The organism is Bacillus sp. JJ1122 (assembly GCF_036964885.1).
Classification (GTDB): Bacteria; Bacillota; Bacilli; order Bacillales; family Cytobacillaceae; genus Mesobacillus.
In genome coordinates, this window is sequence record NZ_JBALQL010000003.1 from 156,478 (window position 1) to 172,885 (window position 16,408).

Consider the following 16,408-nt stretch of genomic DNA (forward strand, 5'->3'; position numbering starts at 1 on the left):
CCAGCTGCGCCCGCAGGAGTCTACGCGCCTTCCACTACAATCAACAGAGTTTATAATCAATATAAATCTTTAACACAGCCTTAAAATTAGTGAAGCCAGCTTTTGATCTACTGCGCAATCTTTCATGCAATTCTCCAACTTAGTTGTTTTTCATCTGAGCCCATTGCTTTTCGAAATTTACGAATGGGTCATTTTCTTCGTAGACTGCTTTCTCTCTTTTGTCCCAGTTTTTATACACAAGGTAAAGGACATATGCAGCTGCGATTCCCAGGATCGCTGGTACGTTAGATGCTGTTGCCATCAGGATGAAGAAACCTGCGATTCCCCAGCCAATTTTTCCGGCTGTTGAATTTGTCTTTAAAAATTGCTTCACTGCGAAGTACAGCACAAGCAAGCTGACTGCCAGCCCCACAAGCGGGCCGAGATTCGAAATCAACACCATCGCAGCAATACCACCGGCAACGACTAAACCAAATTTTTTCATTTTCAATTCCTCCTTATCTCTTATGGTTTAATCTTACCTTTATCGCGAAAAGTCTATAACGTGCCTGAGCTTGATTTTCAAGTAAGACCTGAGGCTGAGATGCGGGCAGGACTGGCGGAACCGCGCTATGAAGAGGGTTGTTGGCAAAGGAAGATATTAGCTGTTATAGAGTGATTTTAACGGGTATCAATTAGAAGGTATCGAGAGGAGGTCATCACATGTTTGGATTGCATGATATCATAAAATTTCTTTGGTCATTCTTTTTGATTTTACCGATGGTAATAATCGTTCATATACTTGGTCATATTACTTTTGGAACTATTTTCGGTGCAAAAGGAATTAGAGTAAGACTGGGCAGCGGAAAAAGACTCTTTTCTTTTTGGAAAATCGATATACACCAATTCTACTTCTGGTCGGGAGACTGCGAATTTGAATATGTAACATTCGATAACCGTTTGTCAAAGACTATTATTTTGTTAGGTGGCTCGGTTTTTAACCTGATTAGTATGCTCTTGCTTAATCTTTTAATTTGGCTCGACTTATTCGAACCCAACATAATGGCTTTCCAGTTTATCTATTTTTCGTTTTATTACTTGTTCTTCGCCCTGCTTCCGATGGATTATCCAGGAGGAGCACACAGCGATGGCAAAGCCCTGTACCGCTTATGGAAAAAAGGAGAACGAGGTGTTTCATCGGTTGACTGCCAGTACAGATGTTAAGCATAAAAATTGAAAATGCCGGCCAGATTTTTAGTCTGGACCGGCATTTTTATTATAAAGAGAGATTTCTACAGCAAATCGAGCGGTTTTCCTTTAAAAGTCCGAGCGAACAAGCCTACTGCTCCATTAAGATAGGTTTATTACTTGTTTGGTTGAATTTATTACTTGTTTGTTCTGGTTTATTACTTGTTTGGTTGCATTTATTACTTGTTGTAGTGTTTTTATTACTAGTTGAGGAATTATTAATTTTTGGGTTGATTTTCGGAACAATGATCCCAAGCTGAATTCATAAGCTCCAAATGACCTAGACTAAATAATAACAACCCTGCAATTTCCAGCAGCAGGGTCATGAATAAAGCTTTCACTTGGTTATAAACAGCTGTGTCCAATAATGTCCGTAATCTCCCCCTGAGGCATAACCGGTTCCTATATGCGTATAGGTCCCGTTCAGGATATTTTTCCTGTGAGCAGGACTGTTCATCCATGACTGGACGACCTCCCCTGCTGTCCTTTGGCCAGCAGCAATGTTCTCAGCAGCATTGCGGTAGGAAACGCCGAAGTGCCTCATCATATTGGACGGGTCACCGTATGTAGGACTTGTATGGGAAAAGTAATTTTTATCTCTCATATCTGCCGACTTGTATCTGGCTACCCTTGATAACTCCCCATCTGGCACAAGCGGTTTGAGGCCATACCTGGCACGTTCTGCGTTTGTCAGCCTGATGACGTCATCATCAATTGACTTGGCTGCACCTAATCCTGGTATATTGATTTTTTGTCCTGGGTAGATCAAGCTGGGGTTGTCAATTTGCGGGTTCGCCGCAATGATTTCTGAAAGTCCGACTTGGTATCGCACTGAAATTTTCCACATAGTATCACCTGGCTGGACAGTATGTACCTGCTGTGCAAACGATATGGCTGGGATCAGCCAGAATAGCAGGAATACTCCCAGTATTACTTTCTTTCCCATCAATCATTCCTCCTCGAATGTTAGGATGAGAAATTTTTTGGAAAATATACTTTAAAATTCCACTCGAGCTTTTTTTCCTTCCTATGCGAAAACAACATCAATCTGCTGCATATAGTTTTAATAAGGGAGGAATGTACATTATGGGCTATCTTTGGGTGATGACCATCGGCTTTGTCATTTGTCTCGGCATGGCTGGCGCAGCGTTTATGTATGGTATTTTTTCATCATTTAATTTGGATGACGCCAGCACCATTGATTTACATGATACAAGAAATGAAGATGAAAAGACCTGATTCTCTATTATTCTCGTAAAATGCCAAAAGGCTGCCAATTGCTTGGCAGCCTTCTTTTATAAGCATTACTTAAAAGTCTCTAGTGTTGTCTAATCGTGTGTTGGCAGGGTTGTCCGAAGTCAAAGGTGCGTCGACTGGGTCTATCACGCCAGTTCTCGTTGTGTCATTAAAGCCAACACGGTTTTCGTCGCGCTCAACAACAACAAGGATTTTCCCTTCTTTTACATAGCCTTCGTAACGGTCAGCTTCATCTTCAGGAATCCCCATTCCGATCAGTGCGCCAGCTAAACCGCCTGCACCTGCTCCGACTGCCGCACCTGTAAGTGTTGCAGCGATTGGTCCTGCAGCGACGATTGGCCCAATACCAGGAATCGCTAATGCGCCAATTCCGGCTAATAAGCCTGTAAGGCCGCCTAAAATGCCGCCTGTTGCTGCACCTGCAGCAAGACCTTCCTCTGTCTTCGTTCCGGTAGCTTCGTTGATGTGATCAACCTCATCATCGTTTTTGCTAATAACAGAGATGTCTTCTGTTGCGTAACCTTGTCTTTTCAAGTCCTCAACAGCCTGGATTGCCTCACGCTCGTTATCATATACTCCAACTAGATGTTTTTCATGTTCATAATACATAATAAATTCCTCCTTAAGACGAGTAGTTTTTTGTAATGGTCATGCAGTCCTTTTTAAAGATACCCGTATAACGGCTGTATAAACATAATGTCGAATGGTTTGCAAGGGTTAATTTTAAAAATGTCATTTTTTCACCCAGAAAAATTCACGAATCAATCTTCTGCAGTATCGCTGTCTAGAAGATCCCATGGTGTGATGACGCCGATCGGCTTGCCATGGCGGTCACCTGTTTCCGTAATGATGACAGCCTGAAGTTTTTTGCCTCTTGTGTGATAGCGTTCAAACAATTCTTCAATTTCATAGAGTGACGCATCCTCGGTCACGAACGTGACAAAATAGTTCTTCCCTTTTGTTAAAAGTTCTTTGATCCGCACATCTTCAAAATGAATGACTTCACTCGAGAAATGTTTCGCCATCCACTGGATGATTTCCGTGGATGTGAGCAGCGCAACATACTTATCATCCTTGTCGTACACAGGGAATCTTGTGAAATCGAACTTATTGATGACTTTAAGTACATCTTTAAGATAAGCATCCTCATAATAGTAAAATACCGGACTTGTCGCAATCGAAAGTGCCGTCTGCGGCTTTTCAAACTCCCGGCAAATTTCCTCGATGCGTTCAACGACCTCGATATGCGGCTCGGCAATATAGAAATCCGCATTCACTCTTTCATGGACAATTGCATTACGCAGCTTTGCGAACTGGTGCAAATCACTCTTATATTTGCGGATGAGCGAATGGTTTTTATAACCTGAATATAACAGCTCAACGAACGCATCACTTTCTGTTTCCTTGACCATCTCCCTTAAAGCCTTGTGAATCCTGTTAAAGGCTGTCTCGAATTTGCCGGACTGCTCCTTATGATTGACCTCTTGTGCATTTTCATCATTGCTTGCTTCTTTTCCTGCGTTGCTGCCTTGCTTTTTCGTCTCATTTGTTTGAGCTTTATTTCCTTGTGAGCGCTGAGATTCTGCGCTGATCATCTGATTTCCGATTTGTTTCAAATGCTTATCATCATTGCCGTTTGATCTTTGCTTCCGGTTATCCCCTGTTCCATTTGGTCGTTCTGAAGATTTGTTATTATTGCTGATTTGCTTTTTATTTCTTTTATCACCTTGCTCTTGTTTCTCAACACCATTTTGTTTCTTGCCTTTTTGGCGTGGCTGTCGAGTATTCTTTTCGGTGTCATCTTCAGTACGTATTTTTTTCGTTTGTGCCTGTTGGTGTTCCTTGACCTGCTGATCTTTATTGTTAATTGAATTCTTCTTATTTTTCTTTTGTTCTTTTTCCTGTGTATTTAAAACCGTTTGCTTTTTATTGGATCTATCTTTAACCTGAGTATCATTAGCCAAAATGGTCCCTCCAAAATTCATATCATCTTACATTATTGTTACTACCCTAAATACCTGTTTTTGTAATCCTGGTTATATAATCTAAAAATACCAGAACAGGTGGATTGTTGGCCTCTTTATTTTTTTACTTTATAAAAGTTTGTTACAATTAATGGTGTACATACATGATTTCCATTTAACATATTGAAGGATTTATTGAAAATTAATAAAGAAAAGAGCTGGATTTTTAGTGGCAACAACAAAGAAAAAACGATTGGTAAAAGAAATAAAGCAGGTGGTCATGATTACGATCGGGGCAATCGTAGCGGCATTTGGGCTTGATATGTTCCTCGTTCCTAATGCAATTTTGGATGGAGGAGTGATCGGGCTATCCATTATTGCGGGTGAATTAACCGGCATTTCGATGAGTATCTTTTTAATTATCTTCAACATCCCGTTCCTGTATATTGGATATCGGAGAATGGGCTGGAAGTTCACGCTCCGCACTTTATATGGAGTTGTGATTTTATCAGGAGCTACAGCCTACCTGCACCATTTTGACCGCGTTACCGATGATTTATTTTTAGCAACGATTATTGGTGCCGTAATCCTAGGTACAGGTGTTGGTCTAGTAATCCGGGCTGGCGGCGCATTGGATGGGACTGAAATTATCGCCATCCTCGTAAGCAAAAATCGTACCGTGTCAGTCGGACAAATTGTGATGATCATGAACTTTTTCATCTTTATTTTAGCGGCCTTGTTAGTATTTAGCTGGGAAACGGCCATGTACTCCATCATTACCTACTTTATCGCATTTAAAATGATCGATGTTGTTGTGGAAGGTATGGAGGAATTAAAATCAGTGACGATTATTTCAGACTTCCCTGAGGAAATCGCTGAAGCATTATTAAGAGATCTAGGACGCGGGATGACTTATATTCATGGCGAAGGGGTTTTTACGAACGAGCCTAAAAAGATCATCTATACCATTGTGAGTCGTATTGAACTGTCCACACTGCGCTCTACCGTCCATGATTTGGATCCAAATGCATTAGTGGCAATCGAGAATGTCGCCGATGTAACGGGAAGTAACTTTGGGAAGAGCAATGCGCATTAATTTTGGCTGGGAATTCTGCTGTAATCAGAGGCCACGAAATTCGAAGGGAATTCTGCTGTAATCAGTGTATTCTCTATAAAAATTGGGGTAATATCTACGGGATATCAGTTATTTTCTACGTTATTCTGGATATTCTCTGTGAAGCGGAAGTTATTTTCTACGGAATCCCAGATCTATATTTACCATAGAAACACTCTTGTTTATACGACAAGGGTGTTTTTTTTGTAGGATTTAAAAAAGTGCCCCGCATTCCCCGGGACACTTGCATGTTAATCGATTGGATTGTTCATCTTCTTTTCTTTTTGGCCGGTTGTGAATTCGACGAGTTCTTCAGGTGTGTTGTTGCCTTTTTTCTTATTGTTATTCCGCTGTGCATTTGCATTGCCAAGTTTTGTTTTACCCATACTTTCTCGCTCCTTTTGATGGATTCAAGAAGTAGTATGGATTTTTTCCTCAGTGTTTATTCTGAGTTCAGGTGCTCTCCGTACCATTGTTGCCTGCTCAAATGAATACGCCAGCTTAATCAGCAGCGGTTCGCTGAAGGCGGTACCTGTAAAAGTAATGCCGACCGGCTCACCTTCTGATGTATATCCTGCGGGAACAGTGACTGATGGGTACCCTGCTTTCGAAGGAATCGTCGAACCATCCATCGGAAAAAGAATAGCGTCCACTCCGTATTCCTTTAATACATAGTCGACACCCTGTTCCCGGGACATATAGAAGTTATATTCAAGCTCATTCAAGTATTCAGCCTCCGTCAACGTTCCGCTTGTCTCTTCAGATTCATGCAAAATCTCCTGGCCGTACTTCAGCGTTTTTTCGCCATGCTTATAATTGAAAGCAATTACGTCAGCAAGCGTCCTGATCGGAATGTTAGGAGCTAACCGGCTTAGATAAGCATTTAAATCTGCCTTGAACTCATAGCTTAGCACTTTATAGCCCCAATTCGCCTTTGAAGCGGGAATCGCCATTTCGACTACTTCAGCACCAAGTTCTTCAAGCTTATCAACCGCTTTTTGAAAAATTTGCTCCTGATCCTCTGATAATTTTCCAATATACTCTTCACGGGCAATCCCGATTTTAGCGCCTTTCAGCACTTTACGATGAAAGAGATCGTTGTTATCGAATTCCGGCAATGCCAACATGGTCGCAGGGTCTCCAGGATCCTGTCCGGCAATTGCTTTTAAAAGGTAAACCGCATCTTTTAGCGTTCGTGCCATTGGACCAGCTGTATCCTGTGTATGGGCAATCGGAATGATTCCCGCCCTGCTGACTAGACCGACCGTGGGCTTGATTCCAACAAGAGAATTTTGGGATGCCGGATTTAAAATCGAACCGTCCGTTTCTGTTCCAACCGCAACTGCAGCCAGGTTTGCAGCAATGGATGCACCAGATCCTGCACTCGAGCCGCCAACATCAAATTTTTCAGGTCCATAAGGGTTCAGAACCTGGCCGCCTCGCGAACTATACCCGCTCTTCATCCCATTCGCCATGAAGTTTGCCCATTCCGTCATATTCGTTTTGCCAAGGATGACCGCTCCTGCTTCCCGAAGCTTGGCAGCTACAAAAGAATCCTTAGGGGCAATCGAGTCCTTCAGCGCCAGCGAGCCCGCACTTGTATGCATTTTATCGTGTGTGTCTATATTATCCTTCAGCAACACTGGAATACCATGGAGCGGACCTCTTGGACCCTTCTGCTTGCGTTCTGAATCTAGCGCAGCAGCGATATGTAATGCGTCTGGATTCAATTCAAGGACAGAATGGATCGTCTTATCAAAAACAGCAATCCTAGCCTGGTACATCAGCACAAGATCATGCGAAGTCAGTTCGCCGCTATCCATTTTCGCTTGCATCTCATCTATAGTAGCTTCAGGAAGCCACTCTTCCATTAAACTTTTTAAACGAGGATTATTCATTTTTAGGTTCCTTTCCAATTTAAACTACACATATATATTCTTAATTTTTATTGAAAGTCCTTTTTTTAAAAGGCTTTGATAAACTTGTCCATTGTTTTCTGCTCCAAGCAGCATTAAATCCACAATAAAAAAAGCCACAGGTTTCCCCGCAGCTTTACGAAATCTTATTTTGCAGCTTCAACCATTTTACCGTGATAAAATTCTGCTAAAACTGGCTCAATAGTGAGCGCTTTACAGAACTTCTTCAAATCGCGCTCTTCACGTTCGTTGACGATGGAGATGACGGTTCCTTCTGCTCCAAAACGACCTGTCCTGCCTGAACGATGGATGTATTGGTCCAGTTCCCTTGGAAGGTCATAATGAACAACATGGGTCACGCCTTTAATATCGAGTCCGCGAGCTGCGATATCCGTGACGAGCAGCATCTCACTGTCTCCTTCTCGGAACTTCTTTATAAAACGCTGGCGGTCCTGCTTCCCAAGGTCACTGTGAAGCTGGCCGACATGGATGTCCTTGAATTTCAGCTTGTCAGCTGCAATTGTGAGGTTGGCGATATCTTTTATAAAAACAAGTGCCTTGACCCCTTTAAGTCGGGCGATTTTTTCAAGGATTTTAATTTTGTCGCGCTGCTCGCTGACAAAGTAGATGTGGTCCACGTTTGCAGCTTCGATCGTTTGGTCTTTTTTCACCTTGATCACTTCAGGATCTTTCGCCAAATTTTTAACCGACTTTTCAACAGCCGGTGGAAGAGTCGCGGAAAAAAGAAGCAGCTGGCGCTGGTCAGCCAGTGTAGCCTTGATGATGTTATTTATTGTTTCGCTGTGCTCCGGAGTCAGCAGCTGGTCCCCTTCATCAAGAACAACCGTCTGGACTTTATGCATCTTCAGCTTTTTCTGCTTAATCAGTTCATACGTCCTGCCAGGTGTCCCAACAATGATGTGCGGGCTTTTCTTCAGCTTATCTATCTGCCTTTTCAGGTTGGCTCCGCCAATAAGAGTTGCCGCTTTTAGCTCGGTGCCCTCTCCCCATTTCTGGATTTCAGAAAGGATCTGCATGACAAGCTCCTGTGAGGAAGCCAGAATGACTGCCTGTGTATTCTGCATCTTCGGATCGATTTTATTTAAAACCGGAAGCAGGTAAGCTAGCGTTTTGCCAGTACCAGTCGGTGATTCCGCAATCACATCTTTTCCTTCTATTATTAAAGGAATCGTTGTGGACTGGACAGAAGTTAACGTTTGGAAGCCTGCTTTTTCCCAGGCCTGCTGGAGGAATGGTTTCAATTGCGCAATAATTTGTTGAGTGTCTGACATAATTTTCTCCTTCAACTTAAATCTTCATAGTAATGATACTAGCTAAAACGGATTCATAAGTCCAGTATTGCCGTGAGGTTTTGCAATTAAAAGCTGTGTTGGAGATTCCAGCTTTAGTTTTCAATATAAAACATTGAATTTACCCAAATACCTTTATAGTCGATTCGAAGATTGTATGAACGAAAAAAATGGTTTATCTAGAAATTCCGAACGATTTTTCCAAATAATAAAGGACACCTGGCAAAAGCCTCTTTTCGGCGGGGAAACTTTATTGATATTAAAGTCGCAAATTAATACCATACCAAATCATACAAAAAGAGCAGGCATACCTGCTCTAATTTTCCATCAGAATATCTTTTAGTTTTTGGGCATCTTCTTTGTCTAAGGTTCCTAAAGCATTCTTTTCTCTGTCAATAACCGTTGCTGATGCCACGTCTTGATTAAACCATATTAAATAATCATATAATCTTTCTGGCATATTTTTATCAATCGTGAAGAATAAAGTAGCTTTCACATCTTCTTTTCTAGCCATTTCAGACTTTACGTTCTGTTCCCACTCTATTCCTGCAAATAAATCTCTTAAAGCTTTAATCTTTTCTTCTTCTGTAATGATTATTTCATTGTCGCTGTTTTCGCCTGTGAATATTTGAACATCCACTCTAGTTAGCTGGTTTAAATCAAACTCTTCAGGGACCTCATTTGCACATCCGATAATAGTTATTAAAATAATTGTAAAAATAGATAAAACGACAAAATTTCTTTTCATTCGAGAACCTCCGAAAATTTTGCTCTTCTAAGTATATTCGACACTTTTCATTTATGCCCTTTTAACCTATTTCAATATGTACATAGCATTTCAACGATTACCATAAAAATAGCACCTTAAACAGCGAAGACAATCAGCTTTAACAGAGCCATATCAATAAAAAAAGACAGACCACTAAATACTAGTTGGTCTGTCTTTGAAATATTTAGTTTTTAACTCCCAAAGGAGATAGGCGAAAGCCCGATGTCCTTCTCAGTAATTTCTTATTTGTGGATCCAGACAGCACCAGCTGAGTTGTCTTTCGCTTCGCCGATAACCTGGAACTTAAGGCCTAATTGTGGAACCTTGCGTCCTGCATCTGGAATCAGGTCGTTCATGTAAGATTTAGAATCATCGAATCCGGTTACACCTGGAAGTCCTTTGTAATCATAAATTCCACGTGATGGAGAATCGATGTACCATGCAGGAGTCTGATCCATTGAGAATGCAGCATCTGCTACCTGATAACGTGTACTTTGATTGACTGATGGTTGGCCCTTAAGCGTTCCAACAATCGCTTCTGGATGTGAATCGACTGGTCCAAGGAAGCCTTCACCAGGATGGATTCCAACCCAGTTATCTGTGAATGAATCATCCGCATACCAGACTACCATTCCTGTATTGTACTTAACACCGCGGCCAGCTAAAAGTGCTTTATCAGAACCAGCGTAGTTTCTCCACTCAAGGTAGTAGTAGTGGTCTTTTAAGAAGATACCGTTTGACTGGACAAAACCATCAAGGGTAACTGCAGTGTCGCCTTCAGCGCCATCTGCGAATACTTCTTCACCGTCAACTGTCAGCTTTAACTCGTCCATTGCAAAGCCTTCAGGAGCCAAACCGCCATCTGTTACATATTCAAATACAAGTTTTACTTTCTTGCCGGCAAATTGGCTTAGATCATATTTTACATCTGCCCACTCGCCTTTAGTAGTATCCATTCCACCTGCTGCATTTGTGTCGCCAATTTTATCAAGTTCTACTTCTTCGCCATCAGCAGTAACTGCAGTGACATAAACATAGTCATAATCGAATTCAACTTCATAGTTCGCTTTGTAACTAAATTCAGCCTTTGCAGCATTTGTTAAATCGAACTCAGGAGTTTCCAATGCAGTATGAAGATCATCGCCTTTTTGGCTGTAATAGTACTTGCTGCCAAACTTCGGCTCGATTCCCTTCACTTCCTTCTTAGGAAGGTTTACTTTTACAATCCCTGCATTCTTAGACTTCGTAACACTCTGGTCAATGACTGCTGCCATACCATTTTTATCAATGTCTTCGTAGTTTACTTCTGTAATATTGGCCCAGTTGCCGCCAATTGTCTTTTGGAAGAATTCTTTGTTCTGTGGAGAGAAGCTTGGTGCTTCTGTTCCTGCGATATTGCCGTTCCAGCTTCCGCCGCTCATGATGGACCATGATGCAACAGGGTCACCTTGGCCAGTGTACTGAGTGTCATACTCGTCAGGAAGACCTAGGTCATGTCCAAATTCGTGAGCGAATACGCCGACTGCACCGTCTTCAGGCTCGATTGTGTAATCGAATGCAGCCATTCTTCCTTCTTTCCAGTAGTCAACATTTGCCTTTGTATTCGGTACAGAATAAACGCCGCCCAAATTCCAACGATGTGACCAGATTGCATCATCACCAATTGCTCCGCCGCCAGCTTCCTGTCCAACACCTGCGTGCAGAATCATTAAGTGGTCGACCAGGCCGTCCGGTTCGTTTTGATCTCCGTCACCATCAAGGTCATACTGGTCAAACTTATCATAGTCTGCCAAGTTAATGCCTGAAGCTACCGCTGCATTCAAAGCATCCTTTACTAAGCCGCGAGGTCCTTTTGTTCCTGGTTTGTTATCATGGCCGCCTTCAGGATTGTCGCTGCCGTATTCAGCATAGTTTCCTGGTACTGTCAGCCAATCAGAAACCTTCCCATCCACTGTATAGCTTCCACCGGATTGCTCTTCATAATATTGTTTGAACGTTTTTACTTTCTCACCATTGAAAAGAGTGAAATCCTCGTCTCCAAACAACATTTTTTCATAATGTTCTTTGTTGAAGTCATCAGAATACATATATCCTGGTTCCTGCTCGATGTTGTTGTGCTTGAAGTCTGCATATTCTACAAGAAGGACAAGAACCTCATCCTCACGCACATCACCGTTATAAGGCGCCTGCTTTGCAGAATCAACTTTGACTGCACCAGTCGGCTTTCCTTTTTTAAAGTTTTCATGTCCCTTATTAAGCTGCTTGGAAAGCTTATCTTTTTGCTTTGTTACAAAATCCTTCGCCTTATTATCAAACTCTTTTTGTTCCTTTGTTAACGCCTTGTCAGCCTGACCTGGCTTTTCGCCTTGCTTCTGCTTAATATACTTTTGTACTGCTTTAGTCACTTCAGCTTGAGAAGCACCTTTAGCAATTAACCCTCTTTCCTGCAATGCTTTTGCCAACCGATCCTGGTCGACAATATTTAAATCTATCGGTGCGGATACAGGCGTTGTTGATGCAGCTGCATGTTTTGGAGCTGCAGTCGTTCCTGCAAACGTACCAGCAAATAATGTGGAAGCGAAAACAGCGCTTGCCGCCATGCTGGATAGAACCTTTAATGAATTTTTCTTCTTCAAGAGAATTCCCCCTGCTATTTCAATAGTTTCGATTTTTCATATTTCCGAAGAATCTGATTTGAATTGTAGCAAGGTTTTGAAATATTGTAAATTTTTAAAATATAGTAATAATTACCCGTATTTTTTTTGATAAAAACGTTAAATTTACCATATTAATGCAACTTAACAGTCTTTATACCCAACCAAATATTTGAAATAAGTGTAAATAAAACTATTTTAGTAAACTTCTTGATTGGGAAATTTTCTTTCGCTACACTAAATTTGATTCCATTTTCCTACAAGGAAAATAGTGGAATACTAGTTCCGGTACATAGAAACAATCAATTTTTCACCCTATCAGACTCTAATTATTGTAAAATTAGTAAATCTTTACGATAAGAACTTCCATTTAATCATAAGATTGAAATAGGTCTCTGGTGGTAATGTAGTGATAGAACTATTTTTAGAGGAGTGTTAGCAACATGAAAGAATTGTTAAAAGAACTCTTGCTGATTGACAGTTCCACAAAGGAAGGTGCCAATCAGGCTGTAGAGTTTTGCAAACAGTGGCTGATAGAACACGAAATTAAGCCAGATTTAATCGAAAATAATGGTTATAAAATGCTAGTGTGCGAGATTGGCACCGGGGATACAACTATTGTTTTCAATGGCCATGTGGATGTCGTTTCGGGTAAAAAGGAACAGTTTATCCCTGTTGAAAAAGATGGGCGTTTGTATGCCCGTGGTGCAGCGGACATGAAGGCAGGCGTCGCTGCGATGATGGTCGCGATGAAGGAATTGAAAGATCGCAAGCTTGGAGTGAAGATCCAGCTTCAAATTGTGTCGGATGAAGAAATCGGCGGTTTTAATTGTTCAGGTTATTTAGTCGAAAATGGCTATCGTGGAGATTTTGTCATTTGCTCAGAACCGACCCAGCTAGGGATTGCCCTCCAGGCAAAAGGGGTCCTTCGGCTTGAAGTGGAAATAAGCGGGAAATCCGCCCACGGTAGCCGGCCATGGGAAGGTGAAAATGCGATTGTAAAGGCTTATAAGGTTTATGAAAAGCTAGTGGATCTGCCTTTTACTAAAGATAACTCGGAATTTTATCCTTTCCCTTCTGTTAACCTTGCCATCATCTCTGGCGGAGAGGTTTTTAATAAAGTTCCAGACCGCTGTGTCATGTCCCTGGATATTAGATATCTTCCTGGGCAGAACCCGGATGTCATTATTCAGCAAATCGAAAATATCTCCGGCGGGGAAGTCCGCGTTGGACTCCATGGCATTCCAGTTGCAACAGAGAAGGATAATCGATTTATTACTCAGCTGAGACCTTTGCTGGAGAAACATATTGGTGGAGAAGCCGTTCTGTTTGGCCAGCACGGGGCTGCTGATACCCAGCATTTCTCTGCTCATGGGATTCCTGCAATTGAATTTGGCCCTAGCGGCGGAAACTGGCATGGGGACGATGAGTTTGTGGAGCTTGAGTCGATTGAAATTTATAAGGATATTTTGATTGATTATGCAACGAATTTCAGTTAATACAAAAGACAGCCCTCCGGCTGTCTTTTTACCTGCTTGAACGGTATTTTTTTGACCATGAGTAAAACAGCAAGCCAGCAACCAGGACAATTTGCAGCAAGAAGACAGCCGAATCCCAAAAACGCAGGCTATTGAATGGTTCTGTTAGACCAGGCAGCATGAATTCTTTCATCGAAAATATGATTTGCGGGATGTAAAATTTAGCAGTAATAGCTATGGTCAGGAGAACTCCTGCCAGATAAAAAATAGCATATCTGCGTACGAGCTTTTCTTCTCCTGCAAAGGTTTCTGTATGGCTGACTTTAAGGAATGGCAGCCACTTGCTTAAATAGTTCTGGCCATTTTCCATTAGGTTGTAACAGCCTGTCCAGTTTTCAATCATATAATATAAATCTGTTTTCATAAACACCGCTGCTTGGTACACCAGACGGATGAAAGTATCCAATACTACTAATTTCAGCAGCCCTGTCAGGATTGATTCTTCACTTGTGAAAAACTGCGCTGTTAAAACGATGAACAAAACGGTCATATCAAAATACATACCAGCAAGGTACAGCTTATTTCGCTTTTCCGCAGGCAGTTTCCACACCTGAGACATGTCCGTTTCAAGGACAACAAAGAATAGCCGATGCCCGAGTTCTATCCTCGCAGGCAAACCCTCAGACCTGACCGCCAGAACATGCCCGAATTCATGAAGGATAACAAGAAGGAAGGTAATGAACAGCCATGCTGCAACGTTTTCAATCATGAGATCGAAGACAAATAGATCTTTATAATGCGGAAATAAATTTGGCTTTAAAATTAGCACACCAACACTGGCAGCAAGGAAAGCTATGTATAGCTTGACGGTTATTTTATTAAAGAAAAATTTGCCGAGGTTGACAGGAATCCATGAATATCCTAATTCCCCCTTAGGTCCATTGCTTCTAGTAATCTCTTTTCCATCCAGTTTGCTTACCAATTCAAACTCAACTAACTGGTTGACGAATTCAAGTATGTCGATTTCATCTTCTGGGTATTTAAGCTTGAGAGTACATTCAATTTCTTCTAGATTGATAGATTGGTTAATCAGTTCAATTGCATCGACGGAGGGTATAGGCATCTCGTAAAATTCTTCCAAATCAATATCTTCAACTATAAAGTGGTTTTTATCTTTTTTTATGTTCAACGGACGCAAGGAAACTTTTGTCGCGTAGCTTAAATTCATATAATCACCCATTTAGTAAAATAGGGATGCAGCAATACGCTAACACCCCTTCCATTATTTAAGGTAAATATGCACACCACCAGCAAGTTGTTTTAACCTTTTTTAGTTTGCGAATTTTCATAATATCACCTCCCTACAACTAATGTTATTTTGAATAGGGAGAGCTTCGGACCAATTATATTTCATATGAAATGCAATCCATTCTGGAAAAACCTCTTTAAACAGTTCCACTAAATGGGGATCGAATTGTGTACCTTTTCCTTCTATTATCCTTTTATATGCTTCTTCAAGAGACATTGCCGAGCGGTATGAACGCGATGAAGTCATAGCATCAAATGCATCAGCAATTGATACAATTCTCGCTAAGAAGGGAATCTCATCACCTTTTAGCTGTTCTGGATAGCCTTTCCCATCCCATCTTTCATGATGGGACTTTATAACGTCTATACTTTCTCCGAGTCCCCTTACTTTGATAATAGCTTCAGCACCTACCACAGGATGCGTTTTTATTACTTCATATTCATCCTTTGTTAGTTTGCCTGGTTTCGTTAGGATAGAATCTGGTATGTTTACTTTTCCTATATCATGGAGTAAGCACGCATATGTAAAAGTTCTAAGTTGATCTAATGAATATTTTCCAGTCAAAGCTGCTAATGAGTTTGCATAAAACGCAACCCTTTCGCTATGCCCTCTCGTATAAGGATCTTTAAGTTCGATAGTAGCTATTACACCTTTTACAATCCCTGAAAGTTGGTTATCATATGATGTCTTTATTGCCTCAACATACCCTTTGAAGCGTTTCAATATAATAAATCCTAACATTGACAGTATTACTATCAGTGCAACCGGAAATATTACTGCAGTGGTTTGTAACAATAAACCAATAAAAACATATTTAAACATTGTTCCAAGAGATACTGCCCAAAAGAAGAGTGAATTTACAAAAATAGGCGCAAAAAGGATTAAAAAAACTTCAACAATATTCCCACTTTTATATTCTAACCCACTGCCATAGTAAGTTAATGAATCAAATAACGTAGTTAGAATTGTATAAGTAATAAAGAAAAAGTATTTTACCCAAAAAAGCCGCCCTTTTTTCATCATAATTATTACAATGGGCATTAACAAAATAATTAAGAAGTAATAATAAAATCTCATATTGTCAAAGGGTTGAAGTTCCTGCTTAGTAATAAACTTTGGATAAATATAAAAATAAAAACTTTCAAAAGAAAGAAAAATCATATAAAACAAAGCCAAAAACCACTTTATGGCCCTTTTTTCTTCATGGTTTAAAGATGAATCTTTTATTATGTTTTGCATCTTAATTCCCCGATTCTGGTCAAATACCTTAGACGTTGTTTACCTTCATATCGCCAAAAAAAAAAATGGTTTAATAGATTTAAATTAAATTAAATTAAATTGTTACTATTTTCCCACCTTTGATTCGTCAATCATCGACATTTTTCTCCATTATAAACCAAAAGGACTATT

The 16,408-nt window shown here is 40.8% G+C and carries 15 protein-coding genes; 4 read left to right on the plus strand and 11 right to left on the minus strand.

Annotation, left to right across the window (positions count from 1 at the left end):
* Positions 1-139 precede the first annotated feature (139 nt).
* Positions 140-484, minus strand: coding sequence for a flagellar basal body rod protein (locus tag V7201_RS03075; protein ID WP_335375310.1), 345 nt, complete (start codon positions 482-484; stop codon positions 140-142).
* 218 nt (positions 485-702) lie between these two features.
* Between V7201_RS03075 and V7201_RS03080 the strand changes: the two genes are divergently transcribed.
* On the plus strand, positions 703-1,203 hold the full coding sequence (locus V7201_RS03080) for a hypothetical protein (RefSeq protein WP_335375311.1): 501 nt from the start codon (positions 703-705) through the stop codon (positions 1,201-1,203).
* A 361-nt stretch (positions 1,204-1,564) separates the two neighbouring features.
* Here V7201_RS03080 and safA read toward each other — a convergent pair whose 3' ends face one another.
* Positions 1,565-2,173 carry a SafA/ExsA family spore coat assembly protein gene (gene safA, locus V7201_RS03085; protein ID WP_335375312.1) on the minus strand — a complete coding sequence of 203 codons (609 nt, stop codon included), beginning with the start codon at positions 2,171-2,173 and terminating at the stop codon, positions 1,565-1,567.
* A 140-nt stretch (positions 2,174-2,313) separates the two neighbouring features.
* On the opposite strand from safA, the gene V7201_RS03090 reads away from it, so the two are divergent.
* Positions 2,314-2,466, plus strand: coding sequence for a hypothetical protein (locus V7201_RS03090; protein WP_335375313.1), 153 nt, complete (start codon positions 2,314-2,316; stop codon positions 2,464-2,466).
* Positions 2,467-2,535: 69 nt separating this feature from the next.
* Here the strand turns inward: V7201_RS03090 and V7201_RS03095 are convergent, their stop codons facing one another.
* Both V7201_RS03095 and V7201_RS03100 read right to left on the minus strand, forming a co-directional pair.
* Entirely contained in the window at positions 2,536-3,093 is a 558-nt protein-coding gene (locus V7201_RS03095) for a general stress protein (RefSeq protein WP_335375314.1), read from the minus strand.
* 152 nt (positions 3,094-3,245) lie between these two features.
* Entirely contained in the window at positions 3,246-4,448 is a 1,203-nt protein-coding gene (locus V7201_RS03100) for a CBS domain-containing protein (RefSeq protein WP_335375315.1), read from the minus strand.
* A 229-nt stretch (positions 4,449-4,677) separates the two neighbouring features.
* Between V7201_RS03100 and V7201_RS03105 the strand changes: the two genes are divergently transcribed.
* Positions 4,678-5,544, plus strand: a complete 867-nt coding sequence (locus V7201_RS03105; protein WP_335375316.1) for a YitT family protein — start codon at positions 4,678-4,680, stop codon at positions 5,542-5,544.
* Between the two features lie 269 nt (positions 5,545-5,813).
* Here the strand turns inward: V7201_RS03105 and V7201_RS03110 are convergent, their stop codons facing one another.
* From V7201_RS03110 to V7201_RS03130, 5 genes are all read right to left on the minus strand, one after another.
* A complete protein-coding gene (locus V7201_RS03110) occupies positions 5,814-5,948 on the minus strand; it encodes a hypothetical protein (RefSeq protein WP_335375317.1) in 135 nt (44 codons plus the stop codon).
* A 24-nt stretch (positions 5,949-5,972) separates the two neighbouring features.
* Positions 5,973-7,460 carry an amidase family protein gene (locus V7201_RS03115; RefSeq protein WP_335375318.1) on the minus strand — a complete coding sequence of 496 codons (1,488 nt, stop codon included), beginning with the start codon at positions 7,458-7,460 and terminating at the stop codon, positions 5,973-5,975.
* Between the two features lie 164 nt (positions 7,461-7,624).
* Complete coding sequence (locus tag V7201_RS03120; RefSeq protein ID WP_335375319.1) at positions 7,625-8,770, minus strand: DEAD/DEAH box helicase; 1,146 nt, start codon at positions 8,768-8,770, stop codon at positions 7,625-7,627.
* Between the two features lie 334 nt (positions 8,771-9,104).
* Entirely contained in the window at positions 9,105-9,536 is a 432-nt protein-coding gene (locus V7201_RS03125; RefSeq protein ID WP_335375320.1) for a hypothetical protein, read from the minus strand.
* A gap of 263 nt (positions 9,537-9,799) precedes the next feature.
* On the minus strand, positions 9,800-12,157 hold the full coding sequence (locus V7201_RS03130; protein WP_335375345.1) for an immune inhibitor A domain-containing protein: 2,358 nt from the start codon (positions 12,155-12,157) through the stop codon (positions 9,800-9,802).
* A gap of 497 nt (positions 12,158-12,654) precedes the next feature.
* On the opposite strand from V7201_RS03130, the gene V7201_RS03135 reads away from it, so the two are divergent.
* The gene (locus tag V7201_RS03135; RefSeq protein WP_335375321.1) at positions 12,655-13,710 is read left to right on the plus strand and encodes a M20 family metallopeptidase; all 1,056 of its coding nucleotides are present in this window, start codon (positions 12,655-12,657) and stop codon (positions 13,708-13,710) included.
* A gap of 28 nt (positions 13,711-13,738) precedes the next feature.
* Here the strand turns inward: V7201_RS03135 and V7201_RS03140 are convergent, their stop codons facing one another.
* Positions 13,739-14,917, minus strand: a complete 1,179-nt coding sequence (locus V7201_RS03140) for a hypothetical protein (protein ID WP_335375322.1) — start codon at positions 14,915-14,917, stop codon at positions 13,739-13,741.
* Between the two features lie 117 nt (positions 14,918-15,034).
* A complete protein-coding gene (locus V7201_RS03145) occupies positions 15,035-16,237 on the minus strand; it encodes an HD-GYP domain-containing protein (RefSeq protein ID WP_335375323.1) in 1,203 nt (400 codons plus the stop codon).
* Between the last annotated feature and the right edge of the window lie 171 nt (positions 16,238-16,408).